Annotated in this window: 15 protein-coding genes; 11 read left to right on the forward strand and 4 right to left on the reverse strand. The window is 73.2% G+C overall.

The window, feature by feature from the left end; translation table 11 throughout:
- Nucleotides 1-37: 37 nt before the first annotated feature.
- Nucleotides 38-1,123, forward strand: a complete 1,086-nt coding sequence (locus VIS07_13065; protein ID HEY8516434.1) for an amidohydrolase family protein — start codon at nucleotides 38-40, stop codon at nucleotides 1,121-1,123.
- A 12-nt stretch (nucleotides 1,124-1,135) separates the two neighbouring features.
- Nucleotides 1,136-1,939 carry an enoyl-CoA hydratase-related protein gene (locus VIS07_13070; GenBank protein HEY8516435.1) on the forward strand — a complete coding sequence of 268 codons (804 nt, stop codon included), beginning with the start codon at nucleotides 1,136-1,138 and terminating at the stop codon, nucleotides 1,937-1,939.
- A 36-nt stretch (nucleotides 1,940-1,975) separates the two neighbouring features.
- Here the strand turns inward: VIS07_13070 and gluQRS are convergent, their stop codons facing one another.
- The gene (gluQRS, locus tag VIS07_13075; protein ID HEY8516436.1) at nucleotides 1,976-2,944 is read right to left on the reverse strand and encodes a tRNA glutamyl-Q(34) synthetase GluQRS; all 969 of its coding nucleotides are present in this window, start codon (nucleotides 2,942-2,944) and stop codon (nucleotides 1,976-1,978) included.
- A 122-nt stretch (nucleotides 2,945-3,066) separates the two neighbouring features.
- On the opposite strand from gluQRS, the gene VIS07_13080 reads away from it, so the two are divergent.
- The 5 genes from VIS07_13080 to VIS07_13100 all read left to right on the forward strand — a co-directional run bounded on the left by VIS07_13080 (nucleotide 3,067) and on the right by VIS07_13100 (nucleotide 8,723).
- The gene (locus tag VIS07_13080; GenBank protein ID HEY8516437.1) at nucleotides 3,067-3,459 is read left to right on the forward strand and encodes a hypothetical protein; all 393 of its coding nucleotides are present in this window, start codon (nucleotides 3,067-3,069) and stop codon (nucleotides 3,457-3,459) included.
- 1 nt (nucleotide 3,460) lies between these two features.
- Entirely contained in the window at nucleotides 3,461-5,530 is a 2,070-nt protein-coding gene (locus VIS07_13085) for a DUF3604 domain-containing protein (protein HEY8516438.1), read from the forward strand.
- Nucleotides 5,531-5,540: 10 nt separating this feature from the next.
- Nucleotides 5,541-6,581, forward strand: a complete 1,041-nt coding sequence (locus VIS07_13090; protein ID HEY8516439.1) for a peptidylprolyl isomerase — start codon at nucleotides 5,541-5,543, stop codon at nucleotides 6,579-6,581.
- Nucleotides 6,578-7,657: a HupE/UreJ family protein gene (locus VIS07_13095; protein HEY8516440.1), complete on the forward strand. Its 1,080-nt coding sequence runs from the start codon at nucleotides 6,578-6,580 to the stop codon at nucleotides 7,655-7,657. Before VIS07_13090 ends, VIS07_13095 begins: the two co-directional genes overlap by 4 nt.
- Nucleotides 7,658-7,739: 82 nt before the next feature.
- On the forward strand, nucleotides 7,740-8,723 hold the full coding sequence (locus tag VIS07_13100) for a 3'(2'),5'-bisphosphate nucleotidase (GenBank protein HEY8516441.1): 984 nt from the start codon (nucleotides 7,740-7,742) through the stop codon (nucleotides 8,721-8,723).
- A gap of 45 nt (nucleotides 8,724-8,768) precedes the next feature.
- Here the strand turns inward: VIS07_13100 and VIS07_13105 are convergent, their stop codons facing one another.
- Both VIS07_13105 and VIS07_13110 read right to left on the reverse strand, forming a co-directional pair.
- Complete coding sequence (locus VIS07_13105) at nucleotides 8,769-9,638, reverse strand: co-chaperone YbbN (protein ID HEY8516442.1); 870 nt, start codon at nucleotides 9,636-9,638, stop codon at nucleotides 8,769-8,771.
- A 109-nt stretch (nucleotides 9,639-9,747) separates the two neighbouring features.
- Nucleotides 9,748-11,289: a Ppx/GppA phosphatase family protein gene (locus VIS07_13110; protein ID HEY8516443.1), complete on the reverse strand. Its 1,542-nt coding sequence runs from the start codon at nucleotides 11,287-11,289 to the stop codon at nucleotides 9,748-9,750.
- A 112-nt stretch (nucleotides 11,290-11,401) separates the two neighbouring features.
- Between VIS07_13110 and VIS07_13115 the strand changes: the two genes are divergently transcribed.
- The 3 genes from VIS07_13115 to VIS07_13125 are packed head-to-tail and all read left to right on the forward strand — an operon-like array spanning nucleotide 11,402 to nucleotide 13,718.
- Nucleotides 11,402-12,241: a DUF4239 domain-containing protein gene (locus tag VIS07_13115; GenBank protein ID HEY8516444.1), complete on the forward strand. Its 840-nt coding sequence runs from the start codon at nucleotides 11,402-11,404 to the stop codon at nucleotides 12,239-12,241.
- 57 nt (nucleotides 12,242-12,298) lie between these two features.
- Nucleotides 12,299-13,009 carry a hypothetical protein gene (locus VIS07_13120; GenBank protein ID HEY8516445.1) on the forward strand — a complete coding sequence of 237 codons (711 nt, stop codon included), beginning with the start codon at nucleotides 12,299-12,301 and terminating at the stop codon, nucleotides 13,007-13,009.
- Between the two features lie 7 nt (nucleotides 13,010-13,016).
- Complete coding sequence (locus VIS07_13125) at nucleotides 13,017-13,718, forward strand: hypothetical protein (GenBank protein ID HEY8516446.1); 702 nt, start codon at nucleotides 13,017-13,019, stop codon at nucleotides 13,716-13,718.
- Nucleotides 13,719-13,787: 69 nt separating this feature from the next.
- On the opposite strand, the gene VIS07_13130 is transcribed toward VIS07_13125, so the two are convergent.
- On the reverse strand, nucleotides 13,788-15,200 hold the full coding sequence (locus VIS07_13130; protein HEY8516447.1) for a sulfatase: 1,413 nt from the start codon (nucleotides 15,198-15,200) through the stop codon (nucleotides 13,788-13,790).
- A gap of 217 nt (nucleotides 15,201-15,417) precedes the next feature.
- Here VIS07_13130 and VIS07_13135 point away from each other — a divergent pair, with 217 nt between their 5' ends.
- Nucleotides 15,418-17,511 (forward strand): sulfatase, encoded by a 2,094-nt coding sequence (locus VIS07_13135; GenBank protein HEY8516448.1) that lies wholly within the window; start codon nucleotides 15,418-15,420, stop codon nucleotides 17,509-17,511.
- Nucleotides 17,512-17,830 lie beyond the last annotated feature (319 nt).

The following is a 17,830-nucleotide window of genomic DNA, read 5'->3' on the forward strand; positions in this document are numbered from 1 at the left end:
ACGCGCGCGGCAGGGCGTCCGGCGTCGGGAGAAGGACATGGAAGCGAGCGAGCGCATCTTTTCCTGCGACGACCACATCGACCTGTGGGCGCTGCCGCCGGACCTCTGGCAGGCGCGCATGCCGGAGAAGCTCAGACCCCTCGCGCCGCGGGTCGTCGAGCGCAGCAAGCACAAGCTCTGGGTCGCGGGCGACAAGGTGCTCGGCCCGAGCGGCCTCACGATCGCGCAGTACAGCGCGATCGCGCGCGCCGGCATCGAGGACGACGGCCTGCGCGCGAGCACGCCCGAGCTGCGGCTCCAGGACATGGACCTCGACGGCATCTGGTCGTCGGTCATCTACGGACCGTCGCTGCTCGGTCTGCAGATCGACGACCTCGAGCTCAAGGCGGAGTGCCTGCGCGCGTACAACGACTGGGCGGCCGAGTTCAACGCGGTCGCTCCGCAGCGCCTGTGCGTGCTGCCGGTGCTGCCGGCGCACGATCCCGCGGCCGCGGTCGCGGAGCTCGAGCGCGTCGCGAAGCTCGGCCACCGCGGCGCGATCCTCTACTGCTTCGAGACGCGCGTCACCGACCCGGCGTGGGAGCGGCTCTGGCAAGCGGCCGCGAGCCTCGAGCTGCCGATCAGCTTCCACATCGGCGGCGGCGGCTCGCTGATCGAGCTCGACGCGCAGAGCTGGAAGCTCGCCGCGTGGTCGGCGGTGACGCCGATGCAGATGGACGAGCCGCTTGCGGCGATGGTCTTCTCGGGCGCGCTCGAGCGCAATCCGAAGATGAAGCTCGTCCTCGCCGAGGCGGGCATCGGCTGGATCCCGTACCTCGTCGAGCGCATGGACGCGGTCGCCGACAAGCACCTGCACGCGGCGAAGGACTACCGCATCAAGCAAAAACCCAGCGAGATCTTCCGCCAGCAGGTGCTGGTGACCTTCGAGGAGGAGCCGCTCGGACCGCAGCTCCTGCCGCTGATCGGCGCCGACAACGTCATGTGGGCGTCGGACTACCCGCACCCCGACAGCCCGTTCCCGCACTCACGCAAAGCGATCGACGAAGCGTTCGCAGGGCTCGACCCGGCGCTGCGCCGCAAAGCGACGGCCGAGAACTGCGCGCGCCTCTACCACCTCGTCTGAGAGAGAGCACCGGTGGATTTCAAAGACCTGCTGTACGAGAAGGACGGCCACGTCCTGACCCTGACCCTCAACCGCCCCGAGCGCATGAACGCGCTCAACCACAACCTGCTCAAGGTCGAGCTGCCCGAGGCGATCCGACGCGCGCGCGAGGATACCGACGTGCGCGTGGTGATCATCACCGGCGCCGGCGAGAAGGCCTTCTGCTCGGGCGCGGATCTCAAGGACGCCGCGGAGACCGGCTCGATCGGCGGCACCTCGGGTCCCTCGCAGGGACCGTACTACCGCGGCACGCCGACCGACTTCCTGCACGTCGGCTTCGACAAGCCGGTGATCGTCGCGGTGAACGGCATGTGCCTCGGCGCCGGTCTGCACTTCGTCGCCGACGGCGACCTGATCCTCGCCGCCGACCACGCGACCTTCTTCGACACCCACGTGCGCGTCGGACAAGTGTTCGCGCTCGAGGCGATCGGGCTCCTGCGCCGCATGCCGTTCGGCGAGGTGATGCGCATGATGCTGCTCTCGGGCACCGAGCGTCTGAGCGCCGCCGACGCACACCGGCTCGGGCTGGTCAGCGAGGTGGTGCCGCGCACCGAGCTGCTCGCGCGCGCGAAGGCGCACGCGGCGACGATCGCGGAGTTCTCGCCGGCGACGATCGCCGCGAGCAAGCGCGCGATGTGGCAGGCGCTCGAGCACGGCCTCACCGACGCGCTCGAGCGCGGCTGGCGCGAGATCTACCAGCACTGGTCGCACCCCGACTACCTCGAGGGTCCGCGCGCGTTCGCCGAGAAGCGCAAGCCGAACTGGACGGTGCGCTGAGCCGCGCGTCGGGCGGACGTCGGCGGTCGCTCGTCGTCAGACGAGCGTCGCCGGCAGCCGCGCCTCGGTGCGGCCGCGGAGTGCCGACAGATCGACCGTGGCGAGCAGCTCGCGCGGCGTCACGGCGCGGACGTCGTCCGACACCAGTCCCAGCGTGCGCGCGAGGAACGCGACCAGCTCGCGCGGGTCGCGGCCGGCCTCGCGGTGCTCGCGCAGCGGCACGCCGCGCGCGCGCTTCGCGAGCCGCGCGCCGGACGCGTCGACGACGAGCGGCGCGTGCGCGAAGCCCGGCGGCTCGCCGCCGAGCAAGCGCGCGAGCAGTGCTTGACGCGGCGCCGACGACAGCAGATCGGCCCCGCGCACGACCTCCGTGATGCCCATCGCGAGATCGTCGACCACGACCGCGAGCTGGTACGCGTACACGCCGTCGCCGCGCTTCAGGACGAAATCCCCGACCGCGGCCGCGACGTCCTGCACGACCTCGCCCTGAAAGCGGTCGTGCAGCGCGACGACCTCGCCCTCCGGCACGCGCAGACGCACCGCAGGCGGACGCTTCCACGCCCGCTCGCGCAGGCCGTGCGCGCGACAGAGCCCGGGGTAGCGCGGTCCCTCCTCGCCCGCGTGCGGCGCGCTCGCGATGCGCGCCACCTCGGCGCGCGAGCAGTCGCACAGATAGACGAGGTCGCGACGCGCGAGGTCCGCGAGCGCCGCCTCGTAGCGCTCGTGGCGCTGCGACTGCACGTACGGACCGTACGGCCCGCCGACGTCCGGACCCTCGTCCCAGTCGAGGCCGAGCCAGCGCAGGTCGTCGAGCTGACGCTCCGCCATGCCGGGGACGACGCGCGGACGGTCGATGTCCTCGACGCGCAGCACGAACGTGCCGCCGGCCGCGCGCGCCGCGAGCCAGGCGACGAGCGCGCTCGCCGCCGAGCCCAGGTGCAGCTCACCTGTTGGTGAAGGTGCAAAGCGGCCGCGATAGGTCGTCGGTCTCGGATCGCCGGTCATCGCAGCAGCACGCCTCGTGATGACGGGCGCCTTGACCGCCGGCGGCCCGCCGTGGTGTCGTGGCGCCCTTCCGCGTCCGCGCCATGCGCGAACGCGGCACGAAGATAGAGGTTACGCTCCGAATGTCGACCACCGCGATCCGCCTCCTGCTGTGGCTCGCGTTGCTGGTTGCGCTGCCCGTCCCGTACTGGGTGTTCGAGCCTGGCCGCGCGTCGACGCTGTGGCTCGCGGAGCTGACGGCCTACGTGCTCGCGATGCTGCTCGCCGAGGGCGGCATGGTGACGCGTCTGGTCGCGACGCTGTTCGTGGTGCAGGTGCTCGCCTTCACCGGGATCACGTACGTCGTCGCGCGCTACGCGAGCGCGGCGCTCGCGCGCGTCGCCTCGGCCTCGGGTCGCACCGCGGTGGCGCTCGCCGCCGTCGCGCTCGTGCTCGGCACCGCGCTCCTTCCGATCTACCGCTCGCCGCTCGTCGCGGGCGGCGAGCCCGTCAACCTGGTTGGGCTCTTCCAGTAGCGTGTCGATCCCTCGCCTTCTTCGTCGCCCGGCGCGACGCTCCGCCTTCGTCGTCGCGCTCGTGCCGCTGCTCGCGTCCTTCGCGTTCGCCACGGCGCAGGACGCGAGCCCGACGCCGGAACTCACGCCTGCTGCGACGTCACGACCGGACGCGAGCGCGACGCCGCAGCCCACCGCCACCGCGACGCCGACGCCGGCTTTCACCCGCACCGAGCAGCGCGCGCCGTGCGACCACTACGACCCGCTGCGCCGTCCGTTCTTCGGCGACCTGCACGTGCACACCGCCTTCTCGCTCGACGCGAGCACGCAGGGCATCCGCAACCGCCCGCGCGACGCCTACCGGCTCGCGCGCGGCGAGGAGATCGATCTTTCGCCCTACGACGCGCGAGGACGTCCGCTGCGCAAGATCCGCCTCGCGCGCCCGCTCGACTTCGCGGCGGTCACCGACCACGCCGAGTTCTTCGGCGAGCTCAACATCTGCGAGACGCCGGGGCTGCCCGGCCACGACGGCCCGACGTGCATGATCTACCGCCGCTGGCCGCGCCTCGCCTACTTCCTGATCAACGGACGCGCGGCGGGCGGCGGCAGCAACGTCGAGCGCTTTCGCTTCTGCGGCGAGCAAGCACAAGATTGTCTCGCGGCCGCGCGCACGCCGTGGAAGGAGATCCAGGAAGCCGCCGAGGGCGCGTACGACCGCACCAGCGCCTGCCGCTTCACGACCTTCATCGGCTACGAGTGGACCGCCGCGCCGGACAGCAACAACCTGCACCGCAACGTGCTGTTCCGGAACCACAACGTTCCGAAGCTGCCGATCAGCTACCTCGACGAGCCGACCGTCACCGGTCTCTGGCGACGCCTCGAGGAGGAGTGCGCGCGCGGCGTCGAGGGCTGCGAGGCGGTCGTCATCCCGCACAACTCGAACCTGAGCGGCGGGCTCATGTTCCAGACCGTGCAGGAGGACGGCTCGCCGATCGACGCCGAGTACGCCGCGGCGCGCGCCGCCGCGGAGCCGCTCGCCGAGATCATGCAACACAAGGGCGACTCGGAGTGCGCCGTCGCCGGCGCGACACGCGACGAGCTGTGCGGCTTCGAGAAGCTCCCGTACGACAACTTCGGCGGCAAGTACTCGCGCTTTCTCCGTCGCGCGCCCGAGCCGGGGAACTACCTGCGCCACGCGCTCGGCCAGGGGCTGCTCTTCGAGGAGAAGATCGGCACGAACCCGTTCAAGCTCGGCTTCGTCGCGAGCACCGACACCCACCTCGGCGCGCCGGGCGCGGTCGACGAGCAAGGCTACCCCGGGCACGGCGGCGCCGGCACGCCGGCGAAGGACGAGGTGCCGCCTGGGCTCGTCGACGACATCGAGTTCAACCCCGGCGGCCTCGCCGTGCTGTGGGCCGAGGAGAACTCGCGCGACGCGCTGTTCGCGGCGATGCGCCGCCGCGAAGCGTACGGCACGAGCGGCACGCGCTTGACGGTACGCTTCTTCGGCGGCTTCGAGCTGCCGGAGACGCTGTGCGCACGCCCCGACTTCGTCGAGCGCGGCTACGCGGACGGCGTGCCGATGGGCGGCGACCTCCCCCAGCCGCCACGCAGCGGTGTTGCGCCACGCTTCGCGGTGCGCGCGCTGCGCGACCCCGGCACCGAGCGACGCCCGGGCACGCCGCTGCAGCGGATCCAGATCGTCAAGGGCTGGATCGAGGGCGACCAGGTGCGCGAGCGCGTGTACGACGTCGCCGGCGGCCCCAACGACGCGAGCGTCGACCTCGCCACGTGCACCCCGAAGGGCGACGGTGCCGACGAGCTCTGCGCCGTGTGGACCGATCCCGAGTTCGACCCCGCGCAGCGCGCTTTCTGGTACGCGCGCGTGCTCGAGAATCCGACTTGCCGCTGGAGCACCTACGCGTGCAACGCTGCCGGCGTGCGCTGCGACGACGAGAAGACGATCCGCGAGGGCTTCGAGGGCTGCTGCGACGAGCGCTACCCGAAGACCATCCAGGAGCGCGCGTGGACGTCGCCGATCTGGTACGCGCCGCGGCCGCACGGGACGCCGGGCGGGGGCTCCGGGAGCTGAGGAGCGCGCCGTGCGCTCGCCGCTCGTCCGCCTGCTGGTCCTGGGCACGCTGCTGCTCGCGGCCGAGCGCGTGCTCGCGCTGCACGGCTCGGGCGCAGCGCCGAGCCGTCCCACGGTGCGCGTCCCGGCGTCGCAGGTCGACGCCGCCGTGCGCGCCTTCGTCGCCGCGACCGGGCGCGCTCCCGACGAGCGCGAGCGCGCGGCGCTGATCGCCGCCGCGGTCGACGAGGAGATCCTCTACCGCGAGGCGCTCGCGCGCGGCCTCGCGGAGCACGATCCCGTCGTGCAGCAGCGGCTGGTGAGCAACATGGCGTTCGTCGACGCGGAGGGCGAGGTCGCTGCGGACACGGCAAGGCGGCACCGCGACGCGCTCGCGCTCGGCATGGCGACGAGCGACGTCGTCGTGCGCCGCCGCTTGATCGACCGGATGCGCGCGCTGCTCGAAGAGCCGGCGTTCGCGGACGCGCCGACCGACGACGAGCTCGCGGCGACACTCGCCGCCGAGCCCGAGCGCTTCCTGCGCCCCGAGCGGGTACGCATCAGCCAGGTGATGGTGCGCCGCGACGCACGCGACCCGTCCGACCTCGCACGGGACGCGGCTCACGCGCAGCAACGCGCCGACCGCGACGTTCACGGCGCGCCCGACGCGCGTGCCGTCGCGCAGCGGCTCCTCGCCGCGGGCCTGCCCGATCCGAGCCGCGAGCCCGACGCGCTGGCGCGGGTCGGCGACGCTTCACCGCTGCCGGCGCACCTGCCGCTGCAGGGCGAGCACGACCTCGCGCGCCTGTTCGGCGCGTCGTTCGCGCGCGACGTGCTCGCGCTGCCGGTCGGACGCTGGAGCGGCCCGATCTCCTCGCCCTACGGCGAGCACCTCGTCTGGGTGCACGAGCGCGCGCCCACCGAGCCGCTGCCGCTCGACGCCGTCCGCGGCGAGCTCACCGAGCTCGTGCGCAGCCGCCGTGCGCAGGCCGCGCTCGAGCGTGCGCTCGCCGAGCTGCGCGCGCGCTGGGACGTCGTGGTCGAGGGCGCGGACACGGAGCGCGCAGGATGAGGCGCGCATCCCTCGCCTCCCGCGCGCGCGTCACGCTCGCGGCGTTGGCCACGCTCGTCGCGCTGCTGGCCACCGCCGCGACGCTGCTTGCACGCGAGGCAGCAGCGCACCCGCTCGCGCCGTCGCTGCTCGGGCTGCGCGAGACCCAGGCGGGCACGTTCGCCGTGCGCTGGAAGACCTCGGCGCTGCGCCCGACCGGCACGCGCATCGAGCCGCATCTTCCCGCGTGGTGCGCGCGCACCGGCGACGAGCGCGCGCACGACGGCCCGACCTGGCGCGAGCGTCGCTTCACGATCGACTGCGGCGCGCGCGGGCTCGTCGGCGGCGAGGTCTCGGTGAGCGATCTCGCAGAGAGCGGGACGGTCGCGGTGCTGCGCATCGAGCTCGCCGACGGACGCGTGGTGCGCGCGCTGCTCGACGGCGCGCGGCCCGCGCTCGTCGTCCCCGAGCGCGAGAGCCGGCTCGCGATCGCGCGCGGCTACCTCGTGCTCGGCGTCGAGCACCTGCTCACCGGGCTCGACCACCTGCTGTTCGTCCTCTGCCTCTGCCTGCTCGTGCGCGGGCGCACGCTGCTGTGGACGATCACCGCGTTCACCGTCGGGCACAGCGTCACGCTGACGCTCGCGACGCTCGGCTTCGTGCGCTTCCCGCAGGCGGTTGCGGAAGCGGCGATCGCGCTCAGCATCGTGCTGCTCGCCGCGGAGATCCTGCGCGACGACGCGGCCGCGCGCGAAGCAACGTCTTCCGCAAGGACTTCGTGGATCCGGCGTCGGCCGTGGAGCGTGGCGTTCGCCTTCGGCCTGCTGCACGGGCTCGGCTTCGCGGGCGCGCTGAGCGAGACCGGCCTGCCCGACGCCGACGTGCCGCTCGCGCTGCTCTCGTTCAACCTCGGCATCGAGCTCGGCCAGCTCGCCTTCGTCGCGGCGCTGCTCGTCGTCGCCGCGACGCTGCGTCCGTGGCTCGTGCGCCTGCCGTCGACGGCGCTGCGCATCCCCGCCTACGCGGTCGGCACGCTCGGCGCCTACTGGCTCGTCGCGCGTTCGGAGACGCTGCTCGGGATGGTGCTGCGCATCTGAAGGAGCCCGCACGTAGGCCGTCGCGCGCCGCGGGTCGATCGCGTATGCTCGTCCCTTTCCCACGCGACGAAGGATCACGCCCATGCTGCAACGCCCCGAGACCCTGTTCGCCGTCGCCGCCGTGCGCGAAGCCTGCGAGCTCGCTCGCGCCGTGCAGCGCGACCTCGTCACGCCGGCGCTGACCAAGAGCGACCGCTCGCCGGTCACGGTCGCGGACTTCGCCGCGCAGGCGATCGTCGCGCAGCGCCTCGAGCGCGAGCGTCCGGACGACGTCCTGGTCGGCGAGGAGGAGGCGAGCGACCTGCGCGCGCCGGAGCAGCGTGCGACGCTCGAGCAGGTGACGCGCTTCGTCGCATCCCGGGTGGCGGGCGCGAGCAGCGACGACGTCTGTCGCTGGATCGACCGCGGGCGCGCCGAGCCGGGGCAGCGCTTCTGGACGCTCGACCCGGTCGACGGCACCAAGGGCTTCCTGCGCGGCGAGCAGTACGCGATCGCGCTCGCGCTGATCGAGGACGGGCGCGTAACCGTCGGCGTGCTCGGCTGTCCGAACCTCGCCGAGGACGGCCGCAGCGACATCGGCGGCATCGGCGCGCTGTTCGCGGCCGAGCGCGGCAGCGGCGCATTCGCGACGCCGCTCGGCCGCGAGAGCTGGCGTCGTCTGAAGGTCTCGGACCGCAGCGACCCGAAGAGCGCGCGCCTTCTGCGCTCGGTCGAGTCCGGCCACACCAACGTCGACGAGATGGCGGAGCTCGTCGGCGCGCTCGGCGCGACCGCCGAGCCGGTGCTGATGGACAGCCAGGCGAAGTACGCGGTGCTCGCCGCCGGCGCGGGCGAGCTGCTGTTCCGCCTGCTGTCGCCGACCAAGCGCGACTACCGCGAGCGGATCTGGGACCAGGCCGCGGGCTCGATCGTCGTCGAGGAGGCGGGTGGCCGCGTCACCGACCTCGACGGCAAGCCGCTCGACTTCACGCGCGGCCGGACGCTCGCCGCGAACCGCGGCATCGTCGCGTCGAACGGCCTGCTGCACGACGCGGCGCTCGCGGCGCTGCGCCGCATCGGTGCTTGACGCGCGCGACCGTGCCAGCGCCGCGCGCGCCTCGCGTCGCGCGCGCTAGCTGAACAGCAAGCTCGACAGCTCGCGCTGGTAGCGGTCGATCAGCGGGTCCTCGCGGCCGCGCAGCGCGAAGATGTCGAGCATCGCCTTGCGCGCCGCGCCGTCGGCGAAGTTGCGATCGCGGCGCACCGCCTCGAGCAGGGTCGCGAGCGCCTCCTCGTAGCGTCCGCTCGCGGCGAGCAGACGGCCGAGGTCGATGCGCGCCTGCAGGTCCGACGGGTCGGCCTCGATGCGCGCGCGCAGGCTCGCCTCGTCGCCCGAGACGCCAGCCGTCATGCGCAGCTCGGCGCGCACCGCCTCGATCTGCTGCGCGCCCGGTCCGGCCGCGGTCGACGCGTCGAGCACCGCGAGCGCGTCGTCGTTGCGTCCGAGCTTCGCGAGCAGGCGCGCGAGCTGGATCGCCGCGGGCGCGTTGTCGGGGTAGCGCTGCAGGATCTCGCGGTAGAGCTTCTCCGCGTCGAGGACGTCGCCGCGCGCCGCGAGCTCCGCGGCCTCGGCGACGAGGGCCCTGGTCTCGTCCGGCAGCAGGCGCTCGAGAAACTGCCGGACGACGCTCTCGGGCTGCGCGCCGACGAACTCGCTCACCACCTCGCCGTCCTTGAACGCGATGACGAGTGGGATGCTCTGCACGCCGAGCGCGCGCGCCACGAGCGGGTTCTCGTCGACGTTCAGCTTCGCGAGAACGAACCTGCCGCCGTACTCGGCGGCGAGACGCTCGAGCAGCGGACCGAGCGTCCGGCACGGACCGCACCACGGCGCCCACAGGTCGAGGACGACCGGCACGGTCCGCGACCTCTCGAGGACCTCGCGCTGGAAGTCGCGGTCGGTGACGTCTCTGACGAAGGTGCCCTGCTGCTCCATGCTCATGCTCTTCTCCTAGACTGGCAGCGAACGTGGTGCGAGGGCAGCGCGCTCGACGGCGCAACCGACGAAGGGCTCACCGGGCGCGACGCGCGACGGCGAGACGCCGCGGCGCTCACCGCGCGCGCAGCTCGAAGCCGTGCTGCTCGAGGCGCCCCGCCTCCTCGCGCAGATCGGCCTGCGTGAGCGGATGCTGACGCAGCCAGCCGGCAGGGAACGCGACCTCGAGCCGGTCGCCGCGCGCACGCAGCCGCAGCCGCGGCGGAGCAGCCGGGCTGCGGCTGCGGTTCAGCAGCACCGCGAGACGCAGCAGGATGCAGAGCCGCTCCGCGACCCGTCGGCGTCCGGGAGGAAGCGCCCGGAGCGCGTCGGCGGGGAACTTGCGCCGCTGCCCGAGCAGCAGCGTCGCGAGCATGCGCTGCTCCTCGACCGAGAAGCCCGGCATGTCGCCGTGCGTGACGAGGTAGGCGCTGTGCTTGTGGTAGCCGGTGAAGGCGAGCGACAGCCCGATCTCGTGCAGGCGCGCGGCCCACGAAAGTAGCTGCTGTGCGGACTCGTCACCGAGCCGCCAGTCGTCCGCGACCTGCTGCAGGCACGCGAGCGCCGTACGCTCGACGCGCGCCGCCTGCTCGCGGTCGACCTGGTAGCGCTCGCTCCAGCGTCGGATCGACTGGTCGCGGACGTCCTCGTGGCGGATGCGGCCGAGCAGGTCGTAGAGCAGGCCCTCGCGCAGCGCGCCGCTCGCGGGCTTCATGACGTCGATGCGCAGGCCGTCGAACAGCGCCTGCAGGATCGCGACGCCGCCCGGCAGTACCGGAGCGCGGTCGGGATCGAGCCCGCGCAGCGCGAGCCGCTTCACGTCGCCCGCGGCGAGCAGCGCCTTGATGAGCTTGCGCAGCCCCTTGGCGGTGATGCCCTCGCGCGACCAGCCGTTCTCGCGCAGCAGCGTCGCGACCTGCAGCACCGTGCCCGACGAGCCCCAGCACTCGTCCCAGCCGAGCGTGCGGAAGCGACGCTCGATCGTCTGCAGCTCGAGGCGGGCGGCGATCGTCGCGCGCGCGAAGTCGCTGGCGCGGATGCGGCCGCCGGGGAAGTGCTGCCGCGAATGGCTGACGCAGCCCATGTAGAGGCTGTTGGCCTCGATCGGCTCGAGATACTCGCCGACGATGCACTCCGTGCTGCCGCCGCCGACGTCGATCACGAGGCGTCGTCCGGCGACGCTCGGCAGGCCGTGCGCGACGCCGGAGTAGATGAGACGCGCCTCCTCGGCGCCGGTGATGACGTCGATCGGATGGCCGAGCGCGCGCGCCGCCTGCGCGACGAAGCTCCGCGCATTGCGTGCTTGACGGAAGGTGTTGGTGCCGACCGCGCGCACGCGCTCGGGCGGCAGGCCGCGCACCCGCTGCCCGAAGCGACGCAGGCACTGGAGGGCGCGCTTCTTCGCCGCGGCATCGAGCTCGCGCTTCGCGTTCAGGCCCGCCGCGAGGCGCACGCCCTCGCGGATGCGGTCGATGACGTGGATCTGCCCCTCGACGACGCGCGCGACCACCATGTGGAAGCTGTTCGAGCCGAGGTCGACGCCGGCGACCTCGCCGCTCGGCGCCGTCGCCGCGGTGGTCGCGCTGCGCGCTCCGCGCTGCTCGTCCGCTCGCCGCATCTCGTCCTCGAAGGTCCGCGAAGGTTCGCGACCTTCGCGGGCCCGCGTCGCGGCGTCAAGCCGGTGGCGCTTCTGGAGCACGCCCGGGGATCTGCGGTAGACGTCGCCGGCCATGCTGCTCGACTTCCTCTATGCGCTCAGCGCGCCGGTCGCAGCGCTGCTCATCGTCGCCGGCATGGTCGCGCTCAGCGTCGGCGGTCTGCTGCTCGCGCACCGACTGGTGCCGCACGCGCTGCGCCGCTCGCACAACGACGTCGCCGGGGTGCTGATCTCGCTGGTCGGCGTGGTGTACGCGGTGCTGCTCGCGTTCATCGCGGTCGCGGTGTGGCAGGAGTACAACGACGCCGACGCGATCGTGCACCGCGAGGCGAGCTTCGCCGGCGACATCCACCAGGACGCGGTCGACATGCGCGGCCCCGCCGCCGACGAGCTGCGCCGCCTCGTGCAGCGCTACCTCGAGATCGTGATCCACGACGAGTGGCCGGCGATGCGCGAGGGCCGCACCGCCAACCACGCGCAGTCGACGCTCGACAGCATGCAGTCGACGCTGCTCGGCTACGACTTCCGCGGCCCGCTGTTCAGCGACGTGCTGTCGCGCGTCAACGCGCTCGCCGACGCGCGGCGCGACCGGCTGATCAACGCGAACTCCGGGCTGCAGCCGGTCGCGTGGTTCGTGCTGCTCGCGGGCGCCGCGCTGACGATCCTCTTCTGCTACCTGTTCGGCGTCCCCGATCTGCGCCTGCACGCGGTGATGACCGCGCTGGTCGCGGCGTCGATCGCGCTCGTGATCTTCCTGATCGTGGCGTTCGATTATCCGTTCCGCGGCGACGCCGGACTCGAGCCGACGGCGTTCAAGGCGGTGCTCGACCACGTCCGCAAGCAGGAGGCGAAGCTCGCGACCGAGCCGCTGCCGCAGCCGACGCCGGACCCGGAGCTCGAGCCCGCGCCGTGACGCGCGCGCGCTCGTCGCGGTTGCAAGCGGAAAGCGGCCCGCGGTAGTCGCTTCGCGATGGCGCTCTACCTGCACGAGACCTCGACCATCGAGGGCGGCGGCAAGGAGGGATACCTCGAGGCGCTGCGCACGGGCTGGGTGCCCTACGCCGAGGAGAGCCGCGGCATGCGCCTCGTCTGGGCGGGCAGCACGATCGGCAGCACCGCGAGCTGGCCGGAGACGATGGCGCTCTGGGAGCTGCGCGACTGGGACCACTTCGCGGCGGTGTGCGACCGCATGTACACCGAGCACACGGACGACGCGCGGCTCGCGGAGTGGTGGCGCGGCTCGTTCCGCTTCCGCAGACGCGCGACGAGCCGGGTGCTGATCGGCGCCGCGTACTCGCCGACCCTCGACGAGCTGCGCGCGCGCGGCGTCTCGGGCACGACGTTCGCCTTCACGCGCTTCTCGGTCGTGCCGGGCAAGGTCGACGATCTCCTCGCCGCGCTCGAGCGCCGCGTGCCGCTCGACGCGGAGCTCGGACGCCGGCTCGTCGGCGCGTACGAGGTCGCGTTCACCAACGACGCCGCGTACGCGATCTGGGCGTTCCCCGGTCTCGTCGAGGCGGGCGCGTATCAGGAAGCGGTCGCGCGCGACGAGCGCATGCGCGACTGGCAGCGCTCGGTCGAGCCGCTGCTCGCGCGCGGCACCACCGAGGTCTGGGGCTTCGCGACCCCGTGGTGTCCGCTGTGGCCCGCGGGCTACCGCACCGAAGCGCGGATCTGGTAGCGCGACCGTGGCGATCTACCTGCACGAGCTGGTGAACGTCGTCCCCGGGCGCGCCGAGGATTACCTCGACAGCATGGCCGAGCACCACGGCTCGCAGCGCATGGCGCGTGGCGAGCCGACCGACTCGATGCTCGGCCTGTGGACGGTGCTCGAGGCGACCGGCACGTGGCCGCTCGCGGTCAACCTCTGGCAGAACGTGAGCTGGCAGCGTCAAGCACAGATGCTGCAGAGCCAGTTCGAGCCGCGCGCGCAGAATCCCGAGCTCAAGAAGTGGTGGCTGAAGAACCTCGACCTGCGCACCGGCGGCTTCGACCGCATCGTCGACTCGACGCCCTACTCGCTCGACGTCGCCGGACACCGCGCGAAGGGCACGACGGGCAAGCTCTTCCTGCACCAGATCGTGCGCGTCGCGCCGGGACGCGTCGGCGAGTACCTCGACGCCTTCGGCGACGAGGGCGTCCCGGCTGCGGAAGGCGCGGGCGCGCAGCTCGTCGGCGCCTACCGCGTCTGCACGTACGACCACGAGGCGATCGTCCTCCTCGCGTTCCGCGAGCCGGAAGACTTCGCCCGCTACCAGCGCGCGTGGCACGCGGCGGCGCCGGGCGGCGCGCTGCGGCGCTGGCGCGCGCGCGAGGACGCGTGGGTGCGCGGCAAGGAGACCCTGGTGCTGAAGGCGCGCTGGTTCCTGCGCAGCCCGTGGCACCCGTGACGGGGCGCGCCCGTCGTTTTTCTCGCTCGCGGGCACGCGGTCGAGCGCACGCGCCCCAGCGGATCGCCGTCAGCGGATGTAGCCCAGCGCCCGCAGCCGCTCCTCCTGGCTCGACGGCACCTCCAGGGACTTCGCGTAGCGCGGCCCCTCTGCCCACAGCGACGCCCACGACGCGAGCTCGCCCTCGAGATCCTCGGCAAGCTTGTGCTTGTCGTCTTGCCGTAGCAGGTTGACGCGCTCGCCCGGATCGGTGGCGAGATCGTACGCCTCGGGGTGCGGCGGACCGGGCGACTGCACGATGAGCTTGCCGTCGAGGCGGCGCACCGCGCGCCGCGTGAACTTGCCCATCTTCGTCGTGCCGAAGGCGAGCAGCGAGGGCGGCTCGTCGCCGTCGGGAGCGAGCGCGGACGCGAAGCTGGTCGCGCCGTGCGGCGTTCCGGCGGGCGTGCCGAAGTCCGCCGGCGCTTCGACGCCCGCGAGCTCGAGGATCGTCGGCGCGACGTCCATCAGGCGCACCTGCTCTTCGATCACGCGCCCGGGCTCGACACGCCGCGGGTAGCGGATCACGAGCGGCACGAGCATGGTCTCGTCGTAGAGCACCTCGCCGTGGCCCTTGCGGCCGTGCTCGAAGAACTCCTCGCCGTGGTCGGCGGTGACGACGACGATCGTGTCGTCGAGCACGCCGAGGCGGCGCAGCAGATCCACGATGCGGCCGAGGTGCTCGTCGGTGTAGCGGATCTCGCCGTCGTAGAGCGCGACGATGTGCTCGAGGTCGCGCCGGTCCATGTCCGGACGCACGCGCGTGTTGAGCAGGAAGTCGACGCCGCTGATCGTGCCCGTGTAGTCCGGGTCGAACATCGTGTCGTAGGGCGGCGGCGGGTCGTAGTCGTAGTGCGGGTCCCAGAGGTGGAGGAAGACGAAGAACGGCTTCCGACGCCCGTCGCGATCCCAGCCCTCGAGATACTCCGTCACCAGACGCGTCGATTCCGGCGAGGTCGCGCCGCGCAGCGGCTCGAAGAGCCCGTCCTTGACGATCGACTCGTCGTAGACGTCGAAGCCCTGATCGAAGCCGTACATCGCGCGGACGTACGGTCCGGCCACGAAGCCGGCGGTCGCGTAGCCCGCGTCGCGCAGCACCTCGGCGAGCGTGATCGCGGACGGGTCGAGCTGGCGGTCGTTGCGCGAGACGCCGTGCTGCTCGGGTGGCATCGCGGTGAGCAGCGTCATGTGCGACGGCAGCGTCCAGGTCGTCGGCGTGACCGCCCAGCGGAACAGCGCGCCTTCCTTCGCGAGCGCGTCGATCGTCGGGCTGGTCTCGCGCGGGTAGCCGTAGGCGTGCAGGTGGTCGGCGCGCAGCGAGTCGATCGAGACCAGCAGCACGTTCGGCGGCGGTCCGTCGGGCTCGCGCGGCGACCAGGCGCGCCAGGCGAGCACCGCGGCCGCGACGCAGCCGAGCAGGAGGACGAGCGCCCGGAGCGACATCCGAACGACTCTAGCAACGCGACGAAGCGGAAGGCGAGCCGGATTCGGTCGCGCGCGCGAGCGCGCACCGCTTTCGACCGTCGCGATGCCTCTGCGCGGCCCGCGCCGACCGCGCAGGCGCCATGCCCACGCGCCGACGCTGCTTGAAGCGCTCGCGCCGCTCGGCTACGGCGAGCCGCGCAGCCGCGCCCTGCCGCGCGCGAAGCTGCCCACTTCGATGGCTGCCGGAACAAAGCTGCGGGCGGCCCGCGTCGCACTCGCTCTCGTCCCCTCGATCTTGCTCGCCTGCGAGCGCGCCGCGCCGCCGACGCCGCCGGCCACCGTCGACGTCGTCGCGCGACGGCTCACCGCGCGCGACTTCGGCCAGCCGTCCGCGGCGCACGCGGAGGTCGTGAAGCTCGGCGACGAGGCGCGGCCGGTCGTGCTCGGCCCGCGCTACGCGAGCGTCGCGTCGCTGTACGGCGTGCTGCTCGAGGGCGGTCGGCTCGAGCGGCCGCTCACGCTGCCGGACGCCGCGGCCGCCGCTCCCGACGACGCGTTCGCGCTCGAGGTGCAGGAGCTGCCGCTGCGCGACGAGGTGCCGCAGGAGATCTTCGCGGCGTTCGGCCGCGAGCCGTTCAAGAAGCGCCTCGCCGGCAGCTGGCGCCTGGTGCGCGACGAGGCCGCGGCCGCCACGGCGCGGCTCGAGTTCACGCCGCAGGAGACGAAGGACGTCCGCCTGAACGTCGACCTGCTGATGCTCGAGGCGCAGCCCGACGCGATCACGAGCGGCGCGTTCCAGGCGCCATCCGGCGCCACGCTCGAGCTCGGCTACGGCGTGGCGGAAGTCGGAACGCCCGGCGCCGCCACCGCGCCGCTGCGCTTCGTCGCGACGCTCCTCTGCGAGAACGCCGAGCCGAAGCCGCTGCTCGACGACACCGTCGCGCCCGACGCCGCCGGACGCTGGCGCGACGCCGCCTTCCCGCTCGCCACGCCGACGCCGTGCCGCCTCGAGCTACGGACGGAAGCGAGCGACGCGCGCGACGTCCGCCGCGCGGTCTGGGCGCAGCCGCGGATCACCGCAGCGCTCGCGCCGAAGGCGGCACGCGACGCCTACAACGTCGTCCTGATCTCGCTCGACACGCTGCGCGCCGACCGGCTCTCGGGACACGGCTACCCGCGCGAGACGACGCCGATCATCGACGCCGAGCTGATCGCGCGGGGCACGTCGTTCCGCAACGCGATGTCGACCTTCCCGCAGACCGACATCTCGCACCTGAGCCTGTTCACGAGCCTCTATCCCGACGCGCAGCCCGAGCGCGGGCGCTTGCCGGCGAGCTCGCCGCTGCCGCTCCTCACCGAGCGTCTCGCCGACGCGGGCTTCCTCACCGCCGCCTTCACCGAGGACGCGCTGGTCGCGGGCGCGTTCGGCTTCTGGTTCGGCTTCGACCTGTTCTTCGAGCGCACCTACAGCGAGCACGAGCGCGGCGCGCGGACCTTCGCCGACGGCGTCGCGTTCCTGCGCGACAACCGCGAGCAGCGCTTCTTCCTCTTCCTGCACACCTACAAGACGCACGTGCCGTACGTCGCGAGCGCGGCGTACGCGGAGCTGTTCACCGATCCCGCGGACTGGGAGAAGCTCGACGCGCGCGTGCCGGCGGCGCAGCGCGCGGCCGCCGACGCCTACGACCGCACGGTGCGCGAGGCGGACGATCTGGTCGGCACGCTGCTGCGCGAGCTCGACGCGCTCGGCCTCGCCGAGCGCACGATCGTCGTCCTGCTCTCCGACCACGGCGAGGCGTTCGGCGAGCACGGCGCCCTCGAGCACGGCTTCGCGGGACACCAGGAGCAGATGGCGATCCCGCTCGTCTTCCGCGGACCGGAGATCCCGCGCGGCGTCGAGGTCGAGGCGCCGGTGAGCCTGGTCGACGTCGCGCCGACGATCCTCGAGCTGGTCGGCGCCGAGCCGCTGCCCGACGCGCAGGGCCTGAGCCTCGCGCCGGCGTTCGCCGGCGGGAAGCTGCCCGGCGAGCGCCCGCTGTTCTTCTCCTGGCACACCGCGGGCGCCCGCGGCGTGCGCCACGGGCGCTGGAAGTTCCTCCACGCCGACCACGGCCACGAGCTGTTCGACCTCGAGGCCGACCCGCTCGAGACCAGGCCGCTGCTGCGGCGCGAGCCGGCGCGCAAGGAGGAGCTCGATCTGCTCGCCGCGCACGCCGCGGAGAGCGAGCAGCTGCGCGCCCGCCTCGCGGCGACCGCGGGCGACGAGCGTCGCCCGGCGATCTCGGACGAGGTCGAGCGCTCGCTGCGCGCGCTCGGCTACCTCGACTGAGCTCCGCGGCTCGCTCGCGTGGCGTCGATGCAGCCTGCGGGCGCCGCACGTGCGCAGCGCTCCGGCCTCTCGCTCTCGGCGCCGGTCCGGTTGCCCCGGACGGTGGGCGCTGCGTATTGTCTCCGCCCGTGAGCATGCGGGCGTCGTCGGACGAGGCGTCGTCGGGTCGGAAGCCGCGCGGCGGACGCGCGGCCGCGTCCGAGCCGGGCGAGCGCCGCTTCACGTCCGGGCGCCCCCCGCTTTGGTGCGGCGAGCTCGGCGCACGCCGGAAGCCGACGCCGCGGTGAAGACCTCCTGGCCCCGCCCATCCTGCTCGCGC

The sequence above is a fragment of the Candidatus Binatia bacterium genome, from assembly GCA_036563615.1.
Taxonomy (GTDB): Bacteria; Desulfobacterota; Binatia; order UBA12015; family UBA12015; genus DATCMB01.